26 protein-coding genes and 1 other annotated feature are annotated in these 26,292 nt (G+C 38.5%); of the genes, 20 read left to right on the top strand and 6 right to left on the bottom strand.

Annotated elements, in window-relative coordinates:
• Window positions 1-137 precede the first annotated feature (137 nt).
• From IGL70_RS03475 to IGL70_RS03485, 3 genes are all read left to right on the top strand, one after another.
• On the top strand, window positions 138-1,037 hold the full coding sequence (locus IGL70_RS03475; protein WP_104873927.1) for an ABC transporter ATP-binding protein: 900 nt from the start codon (window positions 138-140) through the stop codon (window positions 1,035-1,037).
• Window positions 1,030-2,292 carry an ABC transporter permease gene (locus tag IGL70_RS03480; RefSeq protein WP_002296456.1) on the top strand — a complete coding sequence of 421 codons (1,263 nt, stop codon included), beginning with the start codon at window positions 1,030-1,032 and terminating at the stop codon, window positions 2,290-2,292. Before IGL70_RS03475 ends, IGL70_RS03480 begins: the two co-directional genes overlap by 8 nt.
• A 160-nt stretch (window positions 2,293-2,452) precedes the next feature.
• Window positions 2,453-4,351, top strand: a complete 1,899-nt coding sequence (locus IGL70_RS03485; RefSeq protein ID WP_104873926.1) for a fructose-1,6-bisphosphatase — start codon at window positions 2,453-2,455, stop codon at window positions 4,349-4,351.
• Between the two features lie 452 nt (window positions 4,352-4,803).
• Here the strand turns inward: IGL70_RS03485 and IGL70_RS03490 are convergent, their stop codons facing one another.
• A complete protein-coding gene (locus IGL70_RS03490; protein ID WP_002300438.1) occupies window positions 4,804-5,523 on the bottom strand; it encodes a gamma-glutamyl-gamma-aminobutyrate hydrolase family protein in 720 nt (239 codons plus the stop codon).
• Between the two features lie 189 nt (window positions 5,524-5,712).
• Window positions 5,713-5,760, top strand: a sequence feature (sodium ion sensor (DUF1646 type); this cis-regulatory element may regulate processes involved in with the transportation of sodium ions).
• 99 nt (window positions 5,761-5,859) lie between these two features.
• Here IGL70_RS03490 and IGL70_RS03495 point away from each other — a divergent pair.
• From IGL70_RS03495 to IGL70_RS03540, 10 genes are read left to right on the top strand one after another with little or no spacing between them, the layout of a single operon-like run.
• Window positions 5,860-6,192, top strand: a complete 333-nt coding sequence (locus IGL70_RS03495) for a hypothetical protein (protein ID WP_002349065.1) — start codon at window positions 5,860-5,862, stop codon at window positions 6,190-6,192.
• Entirely contained in the window at window positions 6,179-8,182 is a 2,004-nt protein-coding gene (locus IGL70_RS03500; protein WP_104873963.1) for a V-type ATP synthase subunit I, read from the top strand. Before IGL70_RS03495 ends, IGL70_RS03500 begins: the two co-directional genes overlap by 14 nt.
• 18 nt (window positions 8,183-8,200) lie before the next feature.
• Window positions 8,201-8,671 carry a V-type ATP synthase subunit K gene (locus tag IGL70_RS03505; protein WP_002292848.1) on the top strand — a complete coding sequence of 157 codons (471 nt, stop codon included), beginning with the start codon at window positions 8,201-8,203 and terminating at the stop codon, window positions 8,669-8,671.
• A gap of 20 nt (window positions 8,672-8,691) precedes the next feature.
• Window positions 8,692-9,276, top strand: coding sequence for an ATPase V (locus IGL70_RS03510; RefSeq protein WP_058128366.1), 585 nt, complete (start codon window positions 8,692-8,694; stop codon window positions 9,274-9,276).
• A 14-nt stretch (window positions 9,277-9,290) separates the two neighbouring features.
• The gene (locus tag IGL70_RS03515; protein WP_002295099.1) at window positions 9,291-10,277 is read left to right on the top strand and encodes a V-type ATPase subunit; all 987 of its coding nucleotides are present in this window, start codon (window positions 9,291-9,293) and stop codon (window positions 10,275-10,277) included.
• A complete protein-coding gene (locus IGL70_RS03520; protein WP_002292844.1) occupies window positions 10,267-10,578 on the top strand; it encodes a V-type ATP synthase subunit F in 312 nt (103 codons plus the stop codon). The genes IGL70_RS03515 and IGL70_RS03520 overlap by 11 nt, the downstream gene beginning before the upstream one ends.
• Window positions 10,579-10,599: 21 nt before the next feature.
• Window positions 10,600-12,381 carry a V-type ATP synthase subunit A gene (locus tag IGL70_RS03525; RefSeq protein WP_086299821.1) on the top strand — a complete coding sequence of 594 codons (1,782 nt, stop codon included), beginning with the start codon at window positions 10,600-10,602 and terminating at the stop codon, window positions 12,379-12,381.
• Window positions 12,374-13,750, top strand: coding sequence for a V-type ATP synthase subunit B (locus tag IGL70_RS03530; RefSeq protein ID WP_002292842.1), 1,377 nt, complete (start codon window positions 12,374-12,376; stop codon window positions 13,748-13,750). The genes IGL70_RS03525 and IGL70_RS03530 overlap by 8 nt, the downstream gene beginning before the upstream one ends.
• Before the next feature lie 6 nt (window positions 13,751-13,756).
• Window positions 13,757-14,392 (top strand): V-type ATP synthase subunit D, encoded by a 636-nt coding sequence (locus IGL70_RS03535; protein WP_002295103.1) that lies wholly within the window; start codon window positions 13,757-13,759, stop codon window positions 14,390-14,392.
• 29 nt (window positions 14,393-14,421) lie between these two features.
• Entirely contained in the window at window positions 14,422-15,777 is a 1,356-nt protein-coding gene (locus IGL70_RS03540) for a TrkH family potassium uptake protein (RefSeq protein WP_002295106.1), read from the top strand.
• 191 nt (window positions 15,778-15,968) lie between these two features.
• On the opposite strand, the gene IGL70_RS03545 is transcribed toward IGL70_RS03540, so the two are convergent.
• Window positions 15,969-17,363 carry a PLP-dependent aminotransferase family protein gene (locus IGL70_RS03545; protein WP_002325072.1) on the bottom strand — a complete coding sequence of 465 codons (1,395 nt, stop codon included), beginning with the start codon at window positions 17,361-17,363 and terminating at the stop codon, window positions 15,969-15,971.
• Between the two features lie 91 nt (window positions 17,364-17,454).
• Between IGL70_RS03545 and IGL70_RS03550 the strand changes: the two genes are divergently transcribed.
• Window positions 17,455-18,426, top strand: coding sequence for an ornithine cyclodeaminase family protein (locus IGL70_RS03550; protein ID WP_002334119.1), 972 nt, complete (start codon window positions 17,455-17,457; stop codon window positions 18,424-18,426).
• A complete protein-coding gene (locus IGL70_RS03555) occupies window positions 18,423-19,205 on the top strand; it encodes a PhzF family phenazine biosynthesis protein (protein ID WP_002295114.1) in 783 nt (260 codons plus the stop codon). The genes IGL70_RS03550 and IGL70_RS03555 overlap by 4 nt, the downstream gene beginning before the upstream one ends.
• Before the next feature lie 168 nt (window positions 19,206-19,373).
• Here the strand turns inward: IGL70_RS03555 and gloA are convergent, their stop codons facing one another.
• Window positions 19,374-19,745: a lactoylglutathione lyase gene (gene gloA / locus IGL70_RS03560; protein WP_002334120.1), complete on the bottom strand. Its 372-nt coding sequence runs from the start codon at window positions 19,743-19,745 to the stop codon at window positions 19,374-19,376.
• Window positions 19,746-19,878: 133 nt separating this feature from the next.
• Between gloA and IGL70_RS03565 the strand changes: the two genes are divergently transcribed.
• Window positions 19,879-20,322 carry an NUDIX domain-containing protein gene (locus tag IGL70_RS03565; protein WP_002295117.1) on the top strand — a complete coding sequence of 148 codons (444 nt, stop codon included), beginning with the start codon at window positions 19,879-19,881 and terminating at the stop codon, window positions 20,320-20,322.
• A gap of 42 nt (window positions 20,323-20,364) precedes the next feature.
• Here the strand turns inward: IGL70_RS03565 and yidA are convergent, their stop codons facing one another.
• The 3 genes from yidA to IGL70_RS03580 are packed head-to-tail and all read right to left on the bottom strand — an operon-like array spanning window position 20,365 to window position 23,374.
• On the bottom strand, window positions 20,365-21,174 hold the full coding sequence (yidA, locus tag IGL70_RS03570; protein ID WP_002295119.1) for a sugar-phosphatase: 810 nt from the start codon (window positions 21,172-21,174) through the stop codon (window positions 20,365-20,367).
• A gap of 18 nt (window positions 21,175-21,192) precedes the next feature.
• A complete protein-coding gene (locus IGL70_RS03575) occupies window positions 21,193-22,560 on the bottom strand; it encodes an HD domain-containing protein (RefSeq protein ID WP_002295121.1) in 1,368 nt (455 codons plus the stop codon).
• A complete protein-coding gene (locus IGL70_RS03580; protein WP_002295123.1) occupies window positions 22,544-23,374 on the bottom strand; it encodes a lipoate--protein ligase family protein in 831 nt (276 codons plus the stop codon). Before IGL70_RS03580 ends, IGL70_RS03575 begins: the two co-directional genes overlap by 17 nt.
• 162 nt (window positions 23,375-23,536) lie before the next feature.
• On the opposite strand from IGL70_RS03580, the gene IGL70_RS03585 reads away from it, so the two are divergent.
• The 4 genes from IGL70_RS03585 to IGL70_RS03600 all read left to right on the top strand — a co-directional run bounded on the left by IGL70_RS03585 (window position 23,537) and on the right by IGL70_RS03600 (window position 26,282).
• Window positions 23,537-23,974: a DUF1934 domain-containing protein gene (locus tag IGL70_RS03585; protein WP_002295125.1), complete on the top strand. Its 438-nt coding sequence runs from the start codon at window positions 23,537-23,539 to the stop codon at window positions 23,972-23,974.
• A gap of 75 nt (window positions 23,975-24,049) precedes the next feature.
• A complete protein-coding gene (rpoE, locus tag IGL70_RS03590) occupies window positions 24,050-24,670 on the top strand; it encodes a DNA-directed RNA polymerase subunit delta (protein ID WP_002292825.1) in 621 nt (206 codons plus the stop codon).
• Window positions 24,671-24,859: 189 nt separating this feature from the next.
• Window positions 24,860-25,366: an RNA polymerase sigma factor gene (locus tag IGL70_RS03595; protein WP_002295126.1), complete on the top strand. Its 507-nt coding sequence runs from the start codon at window positions 24,860-24,862 to the stop codon at window positions 25,364-25,366.
• Between the two features lie 16 nt (window positions 25,367-25,382).
• Complete coding sequence (locus IGL70_RS03600; RefSeq protein WP_104873962.1) at window positions 25,383-26,282, top strand: RsiV family protein; 900 nt, start codon at window positions 25,383-25,385, stop codon at window positions 26,280-26,282.
• The last annotated feature ends 10 nt before the right edge of the window (window positions 26,283-26,292 follow it).

Raw genomic sequence — 26,292 nt, forward strand, 5'->3', positions numbered from 1 at the left:
GCACTTTACAAAGAAAGTAAAGTGTCCTATCATTTTATGTACAACAAAAAGAGCGTTTACGTTTTGTTGGTAAATAATAAATCGCTTACGTCTGGTGTCTAAGGATATATGTGATTTCTTGAAGAAGGAGTGAAGAAATGTTAGAAGTCAAGGATCTTGTTAAAACTTTTGGGAACTACACAGCTGTCGATCATGTCTCTTTCCAAATCCCCGATGGAAAAATCATGGGGCTAATTGGCCAAAACGGGGCTGGGAAGACAACGACTTTTCGTTTGATCTTGGATTTTTTGACACAAGACCAAGGAGAAGTGTTATGGAATGGCCATCATCTTGGGGAGAAAGATTATGATGTCATCGGTTATCTTCCGGAGGAACGGGGACTTTATCCGAAAGTAACGATTCAAGACCAACTGCTTTATTTTGCAGAACTTAGAGGGAAATCAAGAAAAGAGATTGAACCAAAAATCGATTTTTGGATGGAAAAATTTCAGGTAAAAGGGAAAAAGACGGATAAAGTAAAATCTTTGTCTAAAGGAAATCAGCAAAAAGTCCAGCTAATCGCCACGTTAATCCATGAACCTAAATTGATCATTTTGGATGAGCCATTCAGCGGGTTAGATCCGGTAAATGCTGAATTGCTAAAAGATGGAATATTGGAATTGAAAAAACATGGTTCATGTGTCATTTTTTCTAGCCACAATATGGATAATGTAGAAAAAATCTGCGATCATTTGATCATGTTGCGAAACGGAAAAATGGTTTTGAATGGAAAAGTACATGAGATTCGTGAATCATTTGGCCGTACGAAGTTATTCTTGGAATCTGGTTTAAGCCAACAGGAAGTAGAAGAAATCGAAGGCGTGAAAAAAGTGATCCTTCATGAAGACAAGACGTTAGAGATTACCTTAGAAGATCCTGAAGCTGGGAAAGAAATCTTTACTCGTGCGACTCAGTTCGGCTACATTCCTATGTTCAACCAACAACCGCCAACTTTGGAAGAGATTTTCAAATTGAAAGCAGGTGAAATCGATGCGTAAGTTTTGGATTATTACCAAAGATGTCTATTTAAAAAATGTTAAGTCGATTTCTTTCTTGATCATGATATTAGTCCCTTTTATCATGCTGGGTATCATTTATGTAGCAGGAAACTTTGCTCAACAAAATAGTGATGTCAATAAAATCGGCGTATTGGCTGATAATGAGCAAATCAGTCAGCAAATGAGCCAAGTCAAAACAGATGATTTTGAGTTCAAAGCAGTTGATTCTGAAGAAAAAGCACAAAAAGAGCTTTCGGAAGAAAAAATCGATGCGTATTTAGTAGTCTCAACTGAGAATGATAAGATAAATGGGATGCTTTATAGCGAAAATTCATTAGGACAAAGTACACAACTACTGATACAACAACAACTGACTGGCTTGCAATCGATGCTTCGAGCAAGTCAATTAGGCATTTCACCAGAAGAAGTAGCTAGCTTGAGCCAACAAGCAAGTTTGACTCGACAAAAAGTCAATTTTGATTCAAAAGGAAAAATGACAGTCGGAGAAGATAACTCGACAGTCCAATATGTCGTAAGTTATGTAGCAACGATTGTCTTGTTCATTATTATTTTGACGTATGCGCAGATCATTGCACAAGAGATCGCTTCTGAAAAAGGCACGCGGATCATGGAAGTGATCCTGTCCAGTACGACTGCACAAAAGCATTTTTACGGAAAATTAACAGGTGTTTTACTTGTTGCATTAACGCAAATGGCATTATACGGTATTATTTTTGGTATAGGATACAGTCAATTCAAAGATATGGAAATGGTCAAAAATATATTAGACGGTATCTCATTGGATAACTTGATTGGACCATTCTTGTGGTATTCTCTTCTATTCATGATCTTTGGCATTTTGATTTTTTCTGTTTTAGCAGCTTTATGTGGCTCTTTGGTCAACAAAGCAGAAGATACAGCAAAAGCAATTTTGCCAGTGACTTATCTATCTCTAGGCGGATATATGCTTGGATTGATACTAGGAGCTTCAGATCCAAACAATATCGTTATTCGGATCACTTCGTATATTCCATTCTTATCTTCATATATTATGCCGGTTCGCTTAGCAAATGAGACAGTCGGTATGGGTGGAGCATTGATTTCCTTGTTGGTACTTGTAGCCGTAACATTCTTATTGATGATCTTGTCTGCAAACATGTACAAATCGAATGTACTCGTTTATAGCGAAGGCGGATTATGGAGTTCATTGAAACAATCGATTTCAATTATGAGGAATGAACGAAAAAAAGCATAAAACAATCCTAAAATATAGAAGGAAGCTGGACATCTATTGTTCCCAGCTTCTTTTTGTATAGACCTATTTTATTTATTTTACTATATTGGATATATATTCATTGAAAATAGTGTATAACAACTTTATAATATTGAGTATACCAATTTTTGGAGGCGTTTTAATGGACCGTTATTTAGATTTACTTTCAGAAAAATTCCCCTCAACGGAAGATGTCATCACGGAAATCATCAATCTCGAAGCAATTTTGCAGCTTCCAAAAGGAACAGAGTTATTTTTGAGTGATATACATGGCGAATTTCCTGCTTTTGATCATATTCTGCGTATCGGTTCAGGAAATCTTAAAGAAAAGATCAAAGACCTTTTTTCTGAACAAATGACGGAAACGGATATCAGCCAATTCACTATTTTTACGGCTTATCCAGAATATGCATTAACGACTGATTGGTACAAAGAACAAGATAAATCGCAGCTGATCCATCATTTGATCGATCTTTTACGGTTTACGACAGTCAAATATACCCGGTCAAAAGTTCGAAAAGGATTGCCGAAAGAATATAGCTATATCATTGAGGAACTCTTGTATATCGATGACCGTATCAATGGAAAAAAAGACTATGTAAAAAAAATCATTGAACAACTTGTTTTGATGAAGGAAGAAGAAAAATTTTTAACGAAACTTGCACAGACGATCCAAAAATCTGTCATCGATCATTTGCATATCGTTGGAGATATTTTTGACCGAGGAACTCAAGCAGCCAAAGTGATGGATCGAATCATGGATTTTTCTTCTGTAGATATCCAATGGGGAAATCATGATATTTTGTGGATTGGTGCGTATTGCGGCTCTGAGGCATGTTTACTGACACTTTTACGGATTGCAGCACGCTATAATTATTTATTTGAATTAGAGAAAGAATATGGGTTGAATTTACGTCCATTGTTTTCTTTTGCTCATCAAACTTATCAGAAGAATCCAGTATTTGCGCCTAAAAACAGTAAAAATCTATCCGAAAGAGAGCAAGAAGAATTAGAAAAAATCCATCAGGCACTTTCTATCCTTCAATTCAAATCAGAACATCAGTTATTGGATCGTCGACCTGAATTTAAAATGGACGATCGTAAATTGCTGGAAAAAATCGACTATGAAGCATCAACGGTTGATTTAAAAGGTCAGCTCTATGAGTTGAAAGGAACTTGTTTTCAAACGATCCAGCCAGATGATCCAAAAAAATTCTTGGAAGAGGAACAAAAAGTGATTGATAGTTTGATGTATTCATTCCAGCACTCTTTGAGAATGCAAAAACATATGACGTTTTTGATCGAAAAAGGGGGAATGTATCTCACGAACAATCAGCATGTGCTGTTTCATGGCTGTATACCTGTAGACGAGAAGGGACAGCTCTTAGCATTTGAATTAGACCAATCTTATCGCGGAAAAGAACTGCTGGGCTTTTTTGAAAAACAGATAATTGAAAGCGCAAAAGATCTGACTGCAAAAGAAGATTTAGCAACCGATTTGATTTGGTATGCGTGGAGTGGGCCATTTTCGCCTTTATTCGGCAAGAGTAAAATGGCGACTTTTGAACGTTATTTTCTCACAGAGCCTCATACGCACGTCGAGAAAAGCAATCCTTATTATCACTTGCGAGATGAAGAGTGGTTCAGTGAAAAAATTTTAGCAGAATTCGACACAAAAGAAGAAGGGTCAGCAATCATTAATGGGCACACGCCAGTAAAAGTAAAAAAAGGGGAGTCACCGATCAAAGCAAATGGAAAAGTATTTGTCATTGACGGAGGTTTATCCAAAGCTTATCAAAAAACGACAGGAATTGCCGGTTATTCACTATTATGCAATTCTTATGGTTTCCAAATCGTGACACATTATCCGTTTTTGCCTATTGAACAACAATTTGCAAAAAAATCCGACCAAACAAATGTGAAAAAAGTAATCGAACAGCAACTACCACGCAAACTCAATCGTGATACAACAAAAGGTATGGAACTGCAGCAGCAGATTACCCAGCTCAAAAGGCTGTTGGACTATCGAAAGGACGATTGAGAAGAATTCCAGTGAACATTGTTCCATAGACTGGAGACTGAGACAAAAGTCGTGTCGCAGTCTCTTTTTCCGGATAAACGGTGTTCTTCTGCCAACTCCTCGGTCACAAGTCACACTATTCAACAAACATGAAAAGCTGTTTTTTGAAATTGCTCCTTGTGACTCAGAGTTGAACGGCAGGCTCACGACCTCTTGGTATAAACGGTGTTCAATCAGCTGACCCTCGATATTAGCTCAAAAAACGGTAAAATATGAGAAGCTATTTTTCCGTTTTGTTTCTCTAATACTCAGGTCAAGGCACTGATTTCACAACCTCTTCCTTAAACGGTGTTCAAAAGCCAGTTTCTCGGTATTAAGCCAAATTTATGCAAAAATGTGAAAAGCCATTTTCACAAAATTTTTCTTAATACTCGAAACTAAACAGCTTTTTCACAACCCCCTCAGAAAGTCTATTAAAATTCATTCACAAAGAAATCGAATAAGCGCTGTTCAGATGGATGTACACGGTGGGTAAGTTCCGGATGCCATTGAACACCGAGGATTTTATGCATATCATCTTTGCTTTGAACCGCTTCAACGAGTCCATCGTTAGAAAAAGCGATGGCTTTTAATAAAGGTGAAAGATCTTTGACTGCCTGATGATGGTAAGAATTCACAAAATATGGATCGGGGAGAAGGTTGCTTAACAAACTGTCTGAAACAATCTTGACTTCGTGAGTCGTAAATTGCGGGGCAGTGGGCTGTTGTTCATGTTTTACTGACCACTTTGGATATAATGAAAGATCTTGATAAAGTGTACCTTCCAAAACGACATTCAATAGTTGGAGTCCCCGGCAGACTGCAAAAATTGGTTTTCTTTGTTTCAATGCTTCCAAGATCAGTGCCTGTTCAAATTGGTCTCGTTGAATATTTGTTTCCGTTAGCTTTGGATGAGGATCTTCCATGTAAAGTTGCGGACTAACATCCTGACCGCCTGCAAGAATAAGTTTGTCGATTTGTCCAATCAGTTGAGGAGCTGAATCTGGAGACATGACTGGCAGAATAAGAGGCAATCCTTGAGCATCTAAAACTGCATCCACGAATCCTTGCGGTGTATAGCTCACTTGATTTCCTTGGAAAGTATCTGTTGCTCGAATCAGTTGATTTCCGGCAATGCCGATGATTGGTTTCATTTGTATTCCCCCTAAAGTAGACTTATTGTAACAAGGATTTAAAAAAAATTAAACTATGTAAGACTTGCCCCTATACTTATCTGTTCTTGCTGTGTTACTATCTGTAAAGAGAAATTTCGTGTGAAATTCATGACGATAGTTGAAAATATTGCTTAATTTGTTATAATAAAAAGTAAGCAGAAATAAAAAGGTTGGGCGTAAGCTTCAAGGATCTAGTTCTTCAAGGGGTGAGAAGGACATTTTATTGAAGGGGCCTGCCTATACTAAGTTATCTTTAGAGGTACATACTTTCAATGAAAAAAGAAAGCATGTACCTCTTTTTTAAATCGAAAGGAAGTGAAGCAAGTGTTAGAAGCTTTGGAACAAATCCGAAAAGCAGAAGAAGAAAATGAAAAGCGTGCTCAAACACTGCGGCAGCAGCTGAAGATCTATGCAACAGAAAAAGAGCAGGAATTGGAAACGATCCAAACAAACTATCGACAACAACTAAAACAGTTGGTGGAAGAAAAAGAACAATTCGAAATACAAGAATTAGAAAAAGAAAAAATGAAATTGAAAGCAGAAGCAGACAAGGTGCAAGCAACTTTGAAAGATCAATATCAAAAGCATCAGAGTCAAGCGATCGGTGCGATCATTGAAAGGGTGAAAGAAACTTATGGCCGTCACTAAGATGGAAAAAGTGACCCTCATTTCAGATAAAAGAAATCAGGAGAGGATTTTACAAGCAGTACAAGGAATCCAAAACGTTGAAATCCGGGATCTGTATCAAAATAGAACAAACAACCAGTGGGTGGAGAAGTATTTTCCAGATACCACGATTATTGATAAAGAAGCAAAATTAAGCGCTTTAGGTAATCGGTTGAAAGACATCCAAGAAGCTATCCAATTCATACAACACCACGGCGATAGCCGTCAAAAGAAACTCCATTTGAAACGTCAAGAACTTTCCTTACAAGATTTGGAAGCCAATTATTCCGAAGAAAATTTCATAAATAAATTGAAAGAAGTCCTTGATTTAAAAGAAAAGTGGGAACAACTAACTGAAGAACGTGATCGTTTAGAAGAAGAGGAAGAATGGCTTCTTCATTGGCAACAGCTGGATATTGCTCCAAGTATGTATGCAAGTAAGACGACCATTTTTGAGATGGGGACTGTGAGTGCAGCAAATTTTGAAAGTTTCAAGGAAGAACTGAGTGAGCTTGATGACGTTTATATGGAAGAAATAGATTATACGCCAAAACAAGTTTATCTTTCGTATGTTGCTTTAAAAAAATCAGTTGCTGTTATAGAAGAAATTGCTGGGAAATACGGGTTCAATAAAGAAACGTATCCTTATGAACAAAATCCTAAAGAAAAACTGCAAGAGACCAAGCAACAATTATCCATTGTTCACGAGCAGCAAAAGAAGATAACGACAGCGTTAGGTCAGTGCAGTGGCTATATCCAAGAATTTGAATGGGTAGAAGAAGTCACACTTGCCGTTGCAGAACGAGAAAAAATAAAAGAACGGTTTATCCATGCGACTTATCTGATCGTTTTGCAAGGTTGGGTAGATGCAGAAGAAAAACAGAATTTGCTGCATGTGTTAAACGAAACCGTATCAGAAGAAGATATATACGTCAGTTTCGAAACACCAAACTCAGAAGAGATTCAGCAGGAAGTCCCTACTAAATTGAAAAACCATCCGCTTGTCGAACCTTTTGAATTGCTGACTGAAATGTACAGTCTGCCAAAATATGAAGAAGTAGATCCAACACCTTGGATGACACCATTTTATCTTGTCTTCTTCGGGATGATGGTCGCAGATGTTGGTTACGGATTGCTGATGCTCATTGGGACAATACTAGCTCAAAAACTACTTGTTCTACCACGCGGGATGAAACGTTTCGTAAAATTCTTTGAGATTCTCTCGATACCATCGATCATCTGGGGATTGATCTACAGTTCATTTTTCGGACAGGCATTACCAAAAGAACTGTTTGGCATCCGCTTGCCTTTCCCAATCCTATCTACGACGGATGACGTCAATACGATTTTGATTTTATCCGTGATTTTCGGTCTGATACAGATTTTGGTTGGATTATTTGTGGCAGCAAAGGAAAATATCAGGAGAAAAGATTACTTGAGTGCTGTCAGTGATGGATTTGCCTGGCAAGGGATCCTAATTGGGATCGTTATTGCGTTGGTTGGTGCCATGTTGATAAAAAATACAGCATTTGTTTACCTTGGCGCTGGGCTATCGATCATTGCTGCCTTATGTATCTTGATCGTTCCGATTATCCAAACGCCGTCTAAAGTCAAAGGTGCTGCCAAAGGTGCGTATAATCTTTACGGACTGACCGGCTATATCGGTGATTTAGTCAGTTATACACGTTTGATGGCATTGGGTATTTCAGGCGGAAGTATTGGAGCGGCATTCAATATGCTAGTTGCTTTCATGCCGCCAGCTGCTCGATTCAGTGTAGGGATCCTTTTGATCATCGCTTTACACGCACTGAATATGTTTTTGACACTGCTAAGTGCCTATGTCCATGGCGCACGATTGCAGTATGTCGAATTTTTTGGGAAGTTTTATACAGGAGGCGGACGTGCCTTTGATCCGCTGAAAACGGCGGAAAAATACGTCAACATCAATCACAAGAAAAAAAACAATAAATAATTGGAGGATTTTTATACAATGATGGATTACTTAATTAGTCAAAATGGTGGAATGGTATTTGCGGTATTAGCGATGGCAACAGCGACGATTTTTTCAGGGATCGGTTCAGCTAAAGGTGTTGGAATGACAGGTGAGGCAGCAGCAGCATTGACAACAAGTCAACCCGAAAAATTCGGGCAGGCTCTGATTCTGCAATTGCTTCCAGGTACGCAAGGTTTGTATGGATTTGTTATTGCCTTTTTGATTTTTATCAACTTAGGAAATGACATGTCAGTTGTACAAGGACTGAACTTTCTAGGTGCTTCTCTGCCGATTGCTTTTACAGGCTTGTTTTCAGGTATTGCCCAAGGAAAAGTCGCAGCGGCAGGTATTCAAATTTTAGCGAAAAAACCTGAACATGCTACAAAAGGAATCATTTTTGCTGCGATGGTTGAAACATACGCGATTTTAGGTTTCGTTATTTCCTTCCTATTAGTGTTGAATGCCTAAGCATAAAGGAGGAAAAGCAGATGAACGCCATTGAAAAAATCATCTCTCAGATGAACGAAGCAGCAGAGCAGGAAAGAGCGGCGTTAGAACAAGAAGAGCGAATGAAGATCGATCAAAACTTTGAACAAAAACGTACGCAAGTTGAAACAGAACATCAAAAACAAAAAGAAAAACAAATCGAATTACTCGAAAAAAAATACCGTCAGCTAAGGAATCGCCAGCAAGTAGAAGTACGACAAGAAAATTTGAATGCGAAGCAGGAATTTTTAAGACGATTGTTTGCAGATGCGGTAACTGAAATGGAAAATTGGGATGAATCTGAACAAATCCAGTTTATCAAAAATGCATTGTATTCATTACCTTTGACAGGAAAAGTAGCATTCATTGCTGGAGAAAAATCAGCAGCCTATCTTTCTCAGACGTTGTTGGATGAATGGAACAATGAACTTCCCTTTATGATGATTTTAAGTGATGAAACTGTTGCTGATCAAGCGGGTTTTCTGATAAACGATCAAGGAGTTCAGTATAATTTTCTTTTCAGCAGCCTTGTACAAGATATCCAAGGAACGATGAGTTTTGAGATTGCCAATCAATTATTCGAATAAGGAGGGATCAGTGTATGGAATACCACGAACTAAATCCCTTGATTCGCGGAAGAGAGCTTGAACTTTTGTCCAATGAGACATTTGAACGGATGATTCAAACAAATTCTGTCGAAGCACTTGGTGAAATATTGAAATCCACGATTTACAGTCCATATATTTATGACGGATATGAATATGACTTCGAACAGAATCTTTTAAAGGAGCAGAGCCGTCTATTTCGCTGGTTAAAGGAATCAGCACCGGAGCCTGAAATCGTTTGGATCTATACGATGCGTTATACTTTCCATAATCTGAAGGTTTTGACAAAAGCTGAGATGACAAATCAAAATCTGGACCATTTGTATATCGACGATGGATTTTATTCATTAGAAACCTTGAAGGATGCCATTCATACGCAAGTTTCAAATGAACTTCCTGAAAGCATTATGGACAGTATACGAGAAGTACGTGATTATTTTGAAGAGTCTACCATTCTTCAGGGAATTGACGTGATTTATGATCGACAGTTTTTGACAGAGCAGCGACGGCTTGCCGATAAGCTAGGATATCAAGAATTGCTGACAGAAGTCATTGCTTTTATTGACTTGACCAATATCACAACGATGGCTCGAGGAATATTGCAGAAAAGAACATATGGGTTCATGACGACGGTACTTTCCAGCTCGGGAAGTATCGAAAAAGAAGTATTTTTGAACTTTGTAGATAAAGATATGGAAGATTACACGAATTTTCTATTAGAGACAGATTATGCTGATTTTCTGCGCCCTGTCATCCGTGAGGGAAATATTGATCTCGTAAAGCTTGAACAGTTGAAAGATGATTATCTAAGTTCATTGTATCAAGAAGCACAAACCCAGGCTTTCGGACCACTGCCACTACTAGCCTTTTTGAACGCAAAAGAGGTAGAAAGCAAAAACCTTCGTTTACTGGTTATCGGCAAAAGAAGCCATTTCGAATCAGAAACAATCAGAAAGCGGGTGAGACAAGTCTATGACGCATAAGATTGGTGTAGTTGGCGACAAAGATTCTGTTTTGCCATTCAAATTGTTTGGCTTTGATGTTCGTTATGGTACAACCAAGCAAACCGTTCGTCAGGCAATTGAAGAAATGGCAAAGAATGAGTATGGCGTGATTTATGTCACAGAGCAATGTGCAGCATTGAGCCCAGAAACGATCGAACGTTACAAGGAACAAATGATACCTGCTATCGTATTGATTCCCAATCATCAAGGATCATTAGGGATAGGGCTGGAAGAAATTCAAAAAAACGTAGAAAAAGCAGTAGGTCAAAATATCTTATAGTATGAAAAGGAGATAGAAATTTTGCAAATTGGAAAAATCATAAAAGTCTCCGGACCTCTTGTAATGGCTGAGAACATGTCTGATGCCAGTATCCAAGACATGTGTCTAGTGGGAGATCTAGGAGTTATCGGAGAAATTATCGAGATGCGTGGCGATGTGGCGTCTATTCAAGTATATGAAGAGACTTCTGGAATTGGTCCAGGCGAACCGGTTCGCTCTACTGGTGAAGCTTTATCTGTTGAATTAGGACCAGGGATCATTTCACAAATGTTTGACGGAATCCAACGGCCATTAGATACCTTTATGGAAATCACACAAAGTAATTTCTTAGGGCGCGGAGTTCAATTGCCCGCATTGGACCATGAGAAAAAATGGTGGTTCGAAGCAACAGTAGAAACCGGAGAAACGGTGAGTGCCGGAGATGTTATCGGGATCGTAGAAGAAACAAAAGTTATCAAACATAAAATCATGGTGCCAAATGGGATAAAAGGTACGATCAAAACAATCGAAAAAGGTTCATTCACTATTGATGAAACAGTATGTGTCATTGAAACCGAAAATGGTGACAAAAATTTGACGATGCTTCAAAAATGGCCAGTAAGACGTAGTCGGCCAATCAAAGAAAAATTAAACCCGGATGCACCCATGATCACTGGACAGCGAGTGATTGATACATTCTTCCCAGTGACAAAAGGAGGAGCAGCAGCTGTACCTGGTCCTTTTGGTGCAGGGAAAACAGTCGTTCAGCATCAAATTGCAAAATGGGCCGATGTGGACATGGTTGTCTATGTGGGATGTGGCGAGCGTGGAAATGAGATGACGGATGTTTTAAATGAATTCCCTGAATTGATTGACCCTAATACAGGAGAATCGTTGATGGAACGTACGGTATTGATTGCTAATACATCAAACATGCCAGTAGCAGCTCGAGAAGCTTCTATCTATACGGGAATCACAATTGCGGAATATTTCCGTGACATGGGTTATGACGTTGCTATCATGGCAGACTCCACTTCACGATGGGCAGAAGCACTTCGTGAGATGAGCGGACGTTTGGAAGAAATGCCTGGTGATGAAGGTTATCCAGCTTATCTTGGTTCACGGCTTGCGGAATACTATGAACGATCTGGAAGAGTCATTGCATTAGGATCAGAAGGTCGCGAAGGAAGTATAACCGCAATCAGTGCTGTATCGCCGTCTGGAGGGGATATTTCGGAACCAGTCACACAAAATACATTGCGGGTTGTAAAAGTATTCTGGGGTCTTGATTCCAGTTTAGCCCAAAAAAGACATTTTCCTTCGATCGATTGGATACAAAGCTATTCTCTTTATTCAACAGAAGTAGGGAAGTATATGGATCATATCCTTCAAGCTGACTGGGCATCCATGGTCACCGAGGGCATGCGTATTTTGCAAGAAGAACAGCAGCTGAATGAAATCGTGCGTTTGGTAGGGATTGATTCCCTTTCAGATAATGACCGTCTGACATTAGAAGTGGCAAAATCCATTCGTGAAGATTATTTGCAGCAAAATGCTTTTGATGATGTCGATACATTCACTTCAAGAGAGAAACAGTTCAAAATGTTGAAGATGATCTTGACCTTTGGTGAAGAAGGACGCCGTGCGTTGTCGTTAGGTGCTTATTTAAGTGAGATCATGGACGGTACCGTATCGATTCGTGAAAGGATCGGACGAAGCAAATATATCCCGGAAACAGAATTAGAAAAACTAGATCAAATTATTGGTGAAATCAAGCAAACGATGCAAACGATCGTTTCAGAAGGAGGCATGAGCAATGATTAAAGAATATCGTACGATCGGTGAAGTCGTCGGTCCATTGATGGCGGTTGAAAAAGTTGCTGGTGTCAAATATGAAGAATTAATCGAAGTCCGTATGCAAAATGGCGAGATTCGTCGTGGACAAGTATTGGAAGTCCAAGAAGATAAAGCAATGGTCCAAATATTCGAAGGAACAAGTGGTATCAATTTACGTGACTCTTCTGTACGATTTTTAGGCCATCCTTTAGAACTAGGTGTATCGGAAGACATGATCGGTCGAGTATTCGATGGTTTGGGACGACCGAAAGATAACGGACCAGAGATCCTGCCTGAAAAGCATTTGGATATTAACGGAGAAGTAATCAATCCAGTAGCTCGGGATTATCCAGATGAGTTTATCCAAACAGGTATCTCTGCAATCGATCATTTGAATACATTAGTTCGTGGGCAAAAATTACCAGTATTTTCTGGCTCTGGTCTTCCTCATAAAGAATTAGCTGCTCAGATCGCTCGACAAGCAACGGTACTCGATTCATCAGATGATTTCGCCGTAGTCTTTGCTGCTATTGGAATCACTTTTGAAGAAGCTGAATTTTTCATGGAAGATTTTCGTCAAACGGGCGCAATCGACCGTTCTGTCATGTTTATGAATTTAGCAAACGACCCTGCAATCGAACGTATCGCTACTCCTCGTATGGCTTTGACTGCTGCAGAATATCTTGCTTATGAAAAGGGAATGCATGTTTTGGTTATCATGACAGACATGACCAACTATGCAGAGGCATTGCGAGAGATTTCTGCAGCACGGCGAGAAGTTCCAGGAAGAAGAGGATATCCTGGGTATCTTTACACGAACTTAGCTACTTTATTCGAACGAGCAGGAAGAATCCGCGGACTAAAAGGATCGGTTACTCAAATTCCGATTCTAACAATGCCAGAAGACGATAAAACTCATCCAATCCCTGACTTGACTGGTTATATTACAGAAGGACAGATCATCTTGACTAGAGAGCTTTACAAGAGTGGGATTCAGCCACCAATTGATGTACTCCCGTCTCTTTCGCGGTTAAAAGATAAGGGAACTGGACCCGGAAAGACAAGAGAAGACCATGCAGCTACGATGAATCAGCTTTTTGCAGCCTATGCACAAGGAAAACAGGCAAAAGAATTAGCCGTAGTTTTAGGTGAATCTGCTTTATCTGATGTAGACAAGATCTATGCGAAGTTTGCTGAGCGGTTTGAAAAAGAATATGTCAATCAAGGATTCTACACGAACCGTTCGATTACTGAAACACTTGATCTAGGGTGGGAACTGCTATCGATGTTGCCAAGAACCGAATTAAAACGAATCAAAGACGACATGCTGGACAAATATCTGCCAGAAGGGAAGTGAGTTCTGATGGCACGATTGAATGTGAATCCGACCCGCATGGAATTGACTCGATTGAAAAAACAGTTGACAACTGCCACAAGAGGGCATAAATTATTAAAAGATAAGCAAGATGAACTGATGCGTCAATTCATCCTGTTGATTCGAAAGAACAACCAGCTGCGTCAAGAAATGGAAGAGTCTATGACAGAAGCAATGTCTGATTTTGTATTGGCAAATGCTTCGATCACGGAACCTTTCATCGAAGAATTATTTGTTTTGCCGGCGGAAAACGTTGATTTGTCTATCGTAGACAAAAATATCATGAGTGTAAAAGTACCTGTGATGAATTTTGAATATGATGAACAGCTGACAGACACACCTTTGGAATACGGGTATTTGAATTCCAGTGCCGAACTGGATCGGTCAATCGATCGGTTTACTACCCTGCTTCCAAAACTTTTGGAACTGACAGAAATCGAAAAAACTTGTCAACTGATGGCGAGTGAAATCGAAAAGACACGTCGGCGAGTCAATGCATTAGAATATATGACGATCCCTCAATTAGAAGAAACGATCTATTATATTCGTATGAAGCTGGAAGAAAACGAGCGCGCAGAAGTAACAAGGTTGATCAAAGTAAAAAATATGGGTACCACTGACTAAGTGGTATCCTTTTTTAAAAGAGGAAAACGATGATTAAACAAAGCAAACAAATAAAGAAACGCTTGCCGGCTGTTCAGCTTCTCGCATTAGGATTTTTTCTCCTGATTTTAGTTGGCGGCGGCCTACTTACCCTACCATTTTTTAGTAATAGTGGGCATGGGACAAATTTTATCGATGCACTTTTCACTGCAACTTCTGCTGTCTGTGTAACGGGATTGACAACATTGAATACAGCAGAGCATTGGAACAGTGCTGGTCAATTTTTGATCATGCTTTTGATTGAGATCGGCGGTCTTGGTTTTATGATGGTTCCGATTCTATGCTTTGCATTGATAAAGAAGAAAGTCAGTCTCAGCACACGTATTATATTAAAAGAAGCGCTGAATCTAGAAGAAGTATCAGGTGTGATGAAGCTCATGCTTTACATCCTGAAATTGGCCTTTGTGATCCAATTGATTGGTACGGTTGCTTTATCTTTTGTATTTGTGCCTGAATTTGGCTGGTTGAAAGGTATCTGGTACAGTTTGTTCCATGCAATCTCTAGTTTTTGTAATGCAGGGTTTGATTTGTTAGGAGACAGTTTAGCCAATCACCAGCAAAATGTTTATTTGATCATGGTGGTATCTGCTTTGATCATTTCTGGTGGGTTAGGCTTCATCGTATGGCGTGATTTACTGGAATATCATCAGAAAAAGAAGATGACGATTCATTCAAAAATCGCATTAACCGTTACAGGTACCCTTTTATTAGGCGGATTCGTTGTGTTCTTTTTCACAGAGCGCAATGGGGCAACGCTAGTGGAAGGGAATATGTTTCAACGATTGGCAAACACCTTTTTTATGAGTGTGACACCTAGAACGGCTGGATATTATTCAGTTGATTACCTCCATATGAGCCATGCAGGTCTGATTTTAACGATGTTTTTGATGTACATCGGCGGAACATCTGGGTCGACGGCCGGCGGATTGAAAACAACTACGTTAGGTGTGTTGCTGATCCAGATGCGTTCGATGTTGAAAGGACGTACGAGAGCGGAAGCATTTGGCCGTACCATCCGACAAGGCGCAGTGTTGCGGGCACTTACTTTATTTTTTGTTACGTTGACGTTGTGTGTAGTCGCCATCATGATTTTATCGGTGACTGAAACGATACCTAAAACTTCTGGCATCGAATATATTGCTTTTGAGGTCTTCTCTGCGTTTGGTACAGTAGGTCTTACGATGGGATTGACGCCAGACTTGACTGCAATAGGGAAATTGATCATTATAGCGCTTATGTACATTGGACGAGTTGGTGTATTGACTGTGGTCTTCTCTCTGATGACAAAAGCACAAAGAACACAATCAAAATACAAATATCCAGAAGAAAGTGTCATGATTGGATAATTTCATCTTCTGACAGAAACCTAGTGATTTAGTAAAATAAGAAAATAAAATAATTTTTCTTGCTTCTTGGATACTTTAAGTGCAAAATGTTCGTTTATTTTTTGAGGCACTACCCGTTGTTGAACCTCGGGTAGTGCCTCTTTTTTATTGAAAGGAATCAATAAGATTTGATTCCTTTATTTATCAATAGGTTATAATTCATATTTTTTTATTTTTTCTTTTACGATACTTAGTCCAGAAGCTAAAATTTCAAGGTTATTAGAGGATAGGGAAATTCGAACGAATGCATCTGGTTGCGCACGTGTAGTAAAGCGTCTGGAATGATAAAGTCGTATACCGTTAGCAAGAAAGTCATTCTCAATTATCTTAGGGTCAATCTCAGGATCAACTGGAAGAATTCGATAGTAAGGGACACGATTCGTTGGTTTTTCTACTTTGAAAAGAGAATCAAAAAGCTGATTGGCTCTTTTCGTAAGACTTAATTTAGTTTCTAAGATCCTATTTGCTTCATTTGAATGGAGGATTTGAGTGATGACTTCCACATCTAATCCAGAAGTTTTCACATTTATATTAAAAATTGCTTGTTCTATCTTGCTTTGGACATGTACTGGAACTACAAGATAAGCAACTCGCAATCCAGAACAAATAAATTTTGTCATTCCAGCTAAGTAGATTGTTTGGTTAGGTAATAATTTTTGGAAAGGAGGAATGATCGTATGTTGATAGTAAGTTGTTAAAAATGAATGGATATCATCTTCAATAACCCATAGACCTTCTTTTTCAATCACTTCGGCTAATTGCTCTCGTCTTTTGTGAGAGATTTGAAACCCTATAGGATTATTACAAGAAGGCATAAGAAAGACACCATGAATCTTCTTTTTTCTACATTCCTGAATCAATATATCAGGTCGCATTCCTTGCTCGTCAAAATCAATTGGAACGATCTCTAAATGATATAACTGAGCCAATTCAATGAAATTAGCGTATGTATATCGGTCTGTTGCTATTCTATCACCTGGAGAGAAAAGTGCAGAAAGTGTGATAGCCAATCCATTTTGAACACCGGAAACAATAGATAGAGATTCTAAGGACGGAATGACTCCTTGAGTTTTTAACCAATTTGCTGCAGTAGTCAATTGAAAATTTGTGCCTTTGGGATCTTGGTAATTAAGCAAACCAACAAGATTTGGGTTATTACTAGTTGATTGAATAAACGGGACAACGAATTTATTACATTCTTCAAAAGAACTAACCAGACCAAAATCAATGATATGTTCGGTTACTTCATTGGTAGAGATGGTGATGGACTCAAAGACATTGGGAGAAATAAATGTGCCACTTCCAATATTCGTATACAGCAAACCTTTCTCAATTCCATATTTATAAGCCTTGCCAACGGTAGTAAAATTTAAATCTAAATAATCAGCTAGCTCTCTTTGGGAGGGTAACTGAGTGTTTTTCTGTAATTTATTCTTTAAAATATCTTGTTCTAATTGTTGAATCAACGATCGATAATAAGGACGCTTCAATTTTTGTTTGTCTGGTCGCCAAGTTAACGGGTAATTGTCATAAGAATTAATAGGCATTTTCTCCACTCCTTAAAATTGTATACCATACAATTTTACCATTGATTGTATTGATTTTAGAAGTTAATCTTTTGTGAGGAGGGAATTGTCTATGAAAATTATTAATTTTGAGGAAGTAGTAGCTTCTTTTAGTTTTGAAGAAGCGATTCAAGTAATGAAAAAATGTTTTTTTGATTATGAAAGTGGTAAAATCAGCCAAAATCCTCGATTGGTGGAAATTTTACCTGACGGAAAAGACAAAAATATGTTTGCGATGATGCCTGCTTATTTGGGGGAGAACAGATATTTTGGAACAAAAGTCATTACCGCTTTTCCGGATAATCATCAGTATCATTTACCTTCTCATTTAGGAGAGATTTTCTTGTTTGATGCTCAAAACGGACTACCCAAAGCATTGATAAACGCAAATGCAGTCACCTGGATTCGAACAGCTGCTGTATCTGCGCTGGCAACAGATTACTTAGCAAATCCGCATGCAGAAACACTTGCTTTAATTGGAGCTGGTCAACAAGCATTGTCGCATTTGACTGCGATTTCTACCATTCGTCCCATCACTACAGTGTTTGTTTACGATATTTTAGAAGAAAGACGAAATACTTTTATCGCTAAAGCTAAAAAACAGTATCCTAAAATAACGTTTATAAATGCAATATCAGTAGAAGATGCAGTACGTCCAGCGGAAATCATTTGTACGTTGACCTCTAGTAAAGAGGCATTTCTTCAAAAAGAGTGGGTAAGGGAAGACGCACATATCAATGCTGTGGGCACATTTACTCCTGATACAAGAGAGATAAGTACATCGTTGATGGAAACTTCTCAAATCTATGTAGATGATTACTCAGCTGCCTTAACAGAAAGCGGGGACCTGCTTATAGCCATGGCAGAAGGAGATTTAGAGGAATCTTGTATTGTTGGTACATTAGGCGAATTAGTTTCTGAGAAAAAAACATTTTATAAAGGAGAATCGAGGCCGACGATTTTCGACGCAGTTGGTCTAGCTATTGAAGATCTTTGTTGTGCAGAATATATTTATAACAAATTAGAGAAAGGGGCTTTAAAATGAACTTAGATTATTACGTAGTTGATGCATTTGCAGATGAGGTGTTCAAAGGAAATCCAGCAGCGGTTTATGTGCTAGAAGAATGGCTGCCAGAAGGTACGATGCAAAAAATTGCCATTGAAAACAATTTATCTGAAACAGCATTTACAGTGAAGAAAAACCAAGAATTTGAGCTTAGATGGTTTACGCCAGATCGAGAAATCGATCTTTGTGGTCACGCGACATTAGCAACAGCATTTGTTTTATTTAACTATTACAAAATACCTGATGAAACGATTAAATTTTCTACTCAAAGCGGTAATCTATTTGTGACAAGAATTAAAGATTATTATTACATGGATTTTCCTAGTATTATGCCGAAAAAAGTGCCGATATTGTCTGAATATGAAGAAGCGATTGGGGCTAAGATTAAAGAAGCCTACTTAGCGCGTGATTTATTTTTCGTATTAGAAGATGAAAAAACGGTGGCTAAATTGCAGCCAGATTTTACAGCTATCAAAAATTTTGAATTAGGAATAGGAGTCATCGTGACAGCAGAAAGTGTGCAAAAAGACTTTGTTTCTAGAACCTTCTTTCCAAAATTAACAATCAATGAAGATCCAGTATGTGGATCAGCACATTCTAATCTTATTCCTTATTGGGCAGAAAGAATGAATAAAACAAAATTGTCAGCTTATCAAATGTCATCAAGGGGCGGGGATCTAGAATGTGAATTAAAAGAAGATCGTGTGATAATAGGAGGAAAAGCAGTTTTGTTTTCTAAAGGTACCTCGTTTATTTGATTTCTTTCAAATGAATTAAAAATAAATTGGTGGAGAGTGGCAGCCTTATAGCTACAATGGTTGTTAAAAAAAGACGCAAACTTTTTCAATTTAATGAAAAGTTTGCGTCTCATTTTAATTATTGGTGTTTGTTTTTTATTCAATCAAGAGTAAAATGCCCCATACTAACTATCCTCGGATGACTTCGATTTTATAACCATCAGGGTCAATGACAAAGTAGTAAGAAGGCGCAGTGCCAGGTAATCCTTTTAAGTCAGTAATCTCAAGACCAGCAGCTTTATGTTGCTCGTGTAATTTTTCTAGATCATCAGCTACAATAGCGATATGACCATAGCCGTCTCCTAGATCATACGCACCATGATCATAGTTGTAAGTCAACTCTAATTCATAGTCATCCCCAGGAAGTGTCAAATAAACAAGTGTAAATTTGTTTTCTGGAAAATCACGGCGGCGGCTTTCTTCAAAACCAAATGCCTTTTGATAAAACTCGATTGATGCTTCAAGATCTTTCACTCGAACACATGTGTGAGCCATTTTCATAGATTCATCTCTCCTTTTCCTTTTACTCAATCATAACAAAAAGAAGTAAGGAAATAGTTGATTTGTGCTTGTTCATGAGAAATTTCTCATGTAAAATGGATAGAAAATAAAACTGTTAAGGTGGAAACTATTCATGGATAAACCAATTTTTGGTGAAAAAAAGCAATTTGCTGATTATCAAACCCGTTATGCAGCATATATTGTCATAGAAAGAGATCAGCAGATTGCAGTAATCGAGGCTCCAAATGGTGCTTTTTTTCTTCCTGGCGGGGAAATTGAAGGAGAAGAGACGAAAGAAGAAGCGATTGTCCGTGAGCTGATAGAAGAAATGGGAATTGTGGCAGAAATTTCTTCTTATCTGGGAGAAGCTGATGAGTATTTTTACTCGAATTATCGTGCAACTTATTATTATAATCCAGGATATTTCTTTGTTGCTGATTCTTGGAAGCGTATAGGAGAACCAACTGAAAAGACCAATAAAATTTGGTGGGTGAGCCCTCAAGAAGCGCTTGTGAAATTGAAACGTGGTAGCCACCGATGGGCAGTCGAGAGATGGATCGAAAAAAATAAAAACTGAAAGAAAGCGAGTAGATCAGCTTTCTCTCAGTTTTTTTATTTATTACAGTACATATTTTTTGATTGCTTCAGCTACACCGTGCTCGTCGTTTGATGAAGTGATGACATTTGCTGCTTCTTTGACAAGAGAAACGGCATTTCCCATTGCTACTCCTAGACCAGCATATTCAATCATGGATAAGTCGTTCTCGTTATCTCCGATAGCCATGATTTCATCTTGATCAATACCAAGGTGCTGGGCGAGATTCGCAACTGCCGCACCTTTACTTGCTTCTTTATTTAGTACTTCGAAGTAATAGGGCGCACTTTTGACCGTTGTGTATTTATCACGGAAAGTTTGCGGTAAACGCGCAATTGCTGCATCTAAAATTTCTGGTTCGTCGATCATCATCATTTTGACGATGTTCATGTCTGGTGTCATTTCTTCAGGTGTTCGATATTTTAGCGGCATCTTGACTAAACTTGCTTCGTGGATCGTATAAGCGCTGATATCTCGATTAGGCGTGTAGATCGCTTTGTCATCGATCGAATGGAGATGACTGCCGACACGGCGTGCCATCACTTCGATCTCTAGGAAATCTTCATGAGTCAGTCCGTGACGGGCGATGATTTTACCTGATTTCGTTTGTTGTACGAGTGCCCCGTTATAAGTAATAACGTAATCATTATCTTGAAAAAGGTTCAACTCGTTTAACTGTTCCTGGACACCTGGTAAGGGACGGCCAGTGCATAAAACGATCGAAACACCTTTTGCAACAGCAGCGGCAATCGCTTCTTTTACTTCTTTTGTTACTTCTCTTTTCTCATTTAATAAAGTACCATCGATGTCGATAGCGACTAGTTTGATAGACATAATTTCCTCCAATATATTTTAATTTATTTCAATCAATGCGCCATTACGGATATGGCTGGCAAATTCTTGATAAGTTTCGTCAAATAAATCATAATGATCACGCAAGGACGGATCAACCATTTCTTTTGGAAAGAAAAATCGCTCATCTCCTTGTTCTTGTCCCGCTAATGCAGCAACAAGCTGACTAACCTGTGATAATTCTATCAAAGTTCCGTCATTTCGCAAAATCTCGATTTGTGTGCGATGTCTGCCTTGTTCTGGGCGATAAAAATCATAAGGTAGATCGTAGCTAGAATTCACAGCAGTGTAATAAACAGGATTATATCCGACCTTTTCTACTAACAAAGTGAGTTCTTGGACTAATTTTGAATCCCGGTTGCCAGAAAAAGTAGCAGATTTCAGTGGTTTACGATTCAAAAAACGTTTAGCTAAATCATTTAAAATAGGATCAGCAGATTCAGACCATTGAGTAAAGTAAGTGCCCAAGACCCCATCATCAAGTTTGAGGTATTCTTCTAAAGTAAAGCTTCCGTCAAGAAATGGCAGAAGTAATTGAGAATGGAGTTCAAAACTGCTGGCATCTTCTTGATACAACTCGTGTGCGCGATGAAGCAGATGCTCCAAAATCACTTCCATACCGCGGGAAACAGGATGGAAGTACACTTGCACATACATTTGATATCGGCTAACGATATAATCTTCCACTGCATGCATGCCACTCATGGAAAAAGCGATCCCGCCTTCATAAGGACGAATCACACGTAATATTCGGGTAAGATCAAATGTTCCATATTCTGTTCCAGTGAAATAAGCATCCCGAAGCAAATAGTCCATTCGATCCGCATCGATCTGACTAGAAATCATTTGGACAACTTGTGGGTTGGGGTAAGTTTTTTGGATCACACTAGCTACCTTTTCAGGAAAACCTTCTTCTACTCGGTTAAGAATCTGATACACTTCTGTTTCTGGAGAAGTGATGATCTCTACAGTGATGGCTTCATGATTCGTATGGAAGATATGTTCAAATGTATGAGAGTAAGGACCATGACCGACATCATGCAACAGTGCCGCACATAAAGTCACCAGCCGTTCCTGATCATCCCAGCCTCCGTTGCCTATTTTTTCTTTTGAAAAATTTCGAGAAAAGATATCGCAGATTCGTCTTGAAATCTCATAAACGCCTAATGAATGAGTAAAACGGCTATGTTCTGCTCCGTGAAAAGTGAAAGAAGAAGTGCCTAATTGTTTAATGCGTCGTAGACGTTGGACTTCTTTCGAATTGATCAAATCTAAGATTACTTGATGCTGGACATGGATATAGTTATGGACTGGATCACGAAAAACTTTTTCCATAGGCAGCATTTGATATTTATAAGGGGTTGTCATAATGTAGCTCCTTTATGTTATTACGTTGTTCCATTCTCTGGATTTGGTTGTTCCATTGCTCCAGCTGGATTTCTTTTTTTAGCCAGTCGGTAGAATCCTGTAAATCACTTGCAGAATACAGCTTTTCAAAAGCTTTTGCAAATGCTTCTTTGACTTCTTTTACAAAAAGGGGTTGGTCAAGCAGTTCTTCAAGTGTTGCCATTGTAGCAGGATCCACTGCAGGATAGCCATTTGTACCAAAGTCTTCTTTTAAAGCAGATTGATAAAATCGCTTCATGACTTGCCCGCGTTTTTCCTGATTACCGTTGACACTTAAGTACATCATAACAGAAATCCCATTTTTGATCCGACGCTGAGCGATACCGGCAAATTTTTTGCCATGGATGCTTAAATCATAAGTTCCAGGACAATAAGAATGGGTGATTTCGAATGCTTGTATCGGTGCCTTTGGAAAAGCGTATTTAGTCAATAGGAGCATTTGCTCGTAAGCGTCATCTATGGTTATTTTTTTTGTGTCACTTTGGGGGAAAATCAAAGAAATGTTCAAAATTCCTTCATCTGATACGATCCCTAATCCACCTGAATTTCTGATCACTGGAGCGTAACCTGCATCTTTCAGTGTTTGGATCCCGTCACTTAGAAAAGGAGTTCGAACATCCTTCATACCTAAGATGACTGTGCAGTCATATTGCCAGAAATGTAAAAAGATTTGCTGGTGTTCTTTAGAATATTCCGTTAATATATCTGTTAATGCAAAAGGGGAAAAGTCGTTTTTTTGATAAATGTGCTGATCTAGTCGAATCGCAGGGTTCATTCAACCGGCTCCTTTGTATAAATTCATATTTTCTACAATATTATACTCTAAAATCAAGGAGTTGTTTTGGAAAAAAGGTTTTCTGTAAAAATGGACAAGTTGGTTGACAAAACAAAAGAAACTAGGAACAATGTAGCTATGAGAAGTAAAGGAGAATGAATAATGGAATTATCACAAGGAACACCGATTTCAATCAAATTGCGTACAAAAGTAAAACAGCAAGGGGAAGTGCAAGATTTTTATTTTGATTTGAAAGGGCAAATGGTGACAATTGGCGATACGCTGTACATACGTTATAAAGAGATTCAGGAGGAGACGGGCGATGAGATTCCTGTAACGATCAAATTAGTTCCAGATGGTCATGTACAGCTGATCCGTGCAGGAGAAATGCGGATGCGTTTGAAATTTGGCTATAAAGAACGGTTAGAAACATCCTATCGAACACCATACGGTATGATCCAGATTGCTACTTTTACGAAAGAACTGCATGTTAGTTTGAAAGACCGTCCCACAGCAGGGAAGGTTCGAATCGATTATGATCTGTTCATGGGACCGGAAAAAATCGGCGAATATTATTTGACCTTGGATTTTACAGCGTAAATATAAAAGAAAAGTTTGATTTTTTGTGTCTGATTTTGTATGATAAGGAGTAGACTGTGAAAGGACGTGTCCTGATTGGAAATTAGTGTATTTGAAGGTGCAAACAAAAGCGAATTATCAATGATCGAAGTAGCACACGCGATCTTAGAACAACGTGGCGATGTCATGGATTTTTCTGATTTAGCTAACCAGATCCAAAACTATCTTGGGAAATCAGACAGTGAAATTCGTGATTCACTCGCACAATTTTATACTGACTTGAATATTGACGGCAGCTTTATCTCATTAGGGGATAATCGTTGGGGCTTGCGTTCATGGTATGCTATCGATTCGATCGATGAAGAAGTAAACCATGGAATGGACGAAGAGGATGAAGATACTCCACGTCGCCGTAAACGCAAGAAAGTCAACGCCTTTATCAATGATGATGAAGACGCGATCGATTACAATGACGATGACCCAGAAGATACAGATCTGACAGAAGAAGATGACGATGATCTGTTTGATGACGATGATGATGAAGATGAAGAAATCGCTGCTTATAATTCTGACTTGCAAGAAATCGGAGCAGATGACCCGACAGATGATGAAGAAGACTTGCCAGGAAATATCGAAGAAGATTTAAGTATCATAGACGAAGACGATGATGATGAAGATTATGAAGAGGAAGAATTTTCTGACTCTGAAAAAGAATAAACATTATTTTCTTACGAGAGGTTGTGACAGAGACGGATCAGCCTATCAGAATAAGGAGGTGTGACACGATTTTTGTCACACCTTCTTTTTTGTATATAAAAATCCCAAGTAAATACATAAAATATAAAATAATTGAAACTTTTAGCGCACCTTGTACGTCATATTAAGTGAGGCAGAAAGGAGTGGAGAATGATTTTTACTGGATATAAGAAAAAACGGCAGATCGAAAAATACCGTCACCTGCTGAATGGACTCATCGAAACTGATTATCAAAAAATGTTCCGTATCACGATGAATTACGTACATGATAAAGAAGAGGCCTTAGATGTGATGCAAGATAGTTTTCATAAAGCCCTGAACTATTTTGAAAAAGAAAAAGAGATCGAGCATTTTAGTGCATGGTTTTATCGGATATTGATCCGCACGGCATTAGATAGTTGGCGCAGGCAAAAAAGGACGCCTGTGGACTTATTTGAAATTCAAGATATCCCCCAACAGTTACCTTTAGAAACTTCCGTTGCAGAGCTCCATATGATTTTAGATAAAATAGACAGTCCGGAAAAAGAGATTCTGATCCTCTACTTTTTTGAAGGATTTCGTTTGAAAGAAATTGCGACTATCTTGGATATGAATGAAAACACAGTTAAAACGAAAATGTACCGCTCATTGAATGCTTTACGTCAAATCCTAGAATGAAGGAGAGAAGAGTGCCATGTATTCCCAAAAAGAAAATTTAAAAAAACTAAAGAAAACTTATAAAGAACAAGCAATTCCCAAAGGGCTTAAAGAGGAGATCCGCCAGCGTTTTATTATCGAAGAGCAATCATTTATAAAAGCAAGGCGGAGAAAGAGACGTCTCCAAGGGTTCGGAGTATCTTTGGCTATCGTAATGATTACAACAAGTAGTCTTCTTTTTAATAGTCAAGTTCGAAGCTTTGCAGAAGATTTACCCATCTTAGGATCAGTCATTGAATTGATCTTAGGCGAGCGCTTTACTGATCGATCTGAAAAAATCGATATTCAGGTACCGAAGATCAATACACAAAATGAGAAAGAAAATAAAACAATTCATGGATTAAATCAAAAATACTTTCGCGAAGGACAAGCAGATTTTGAAAAAGCTGAAAAAGAATATGGAAATTTTGAAACGGATCATTACCAAGTTTTGGGAGATTATCAGAAAATCGTAGACGATAACCGGTTTCTCGTGATTGAAAGGCAGATCACCCAAACAGCAGCAGATAGCCATGTTGAAAAAAGATACGACACAATCGACAAGAAAAACAGTGTCCAGCTCTCACTTCCACTTTTATTCAAAGATGACACCTATCTATCTGTTTTGACAAAAGAAGTTAAACGGCAGATGGCCGAACAAGTCAAGGAAGATCCATCTAAGTACTATTGGACTGAGCAAGATATTAAAGAAGGGACGATAGAAAAACCAACACTTGTTACGCCTACACGAAGTTTTTATTTGAACAAAGAGCATCAATTAGTTTTGACTTTTTCTCAATACGAAATTGCTCCCGGTTATATGGGTACACCAGAATTTGTCATTCCCAAGTCCGTGACAAAAACGATTTTGGCATCGGAAGATTATTTGGATCATTAGACGAGAAGTA

This window comes from Enterococcus sp. DIV0901a (assembly GCF_051711525.1).
GTDB lineage: Bacteria > Bacillota > Bacilli > Lactobacillales > Enterococcaceae > Enterococcus_B > Enterococcus_B faecium.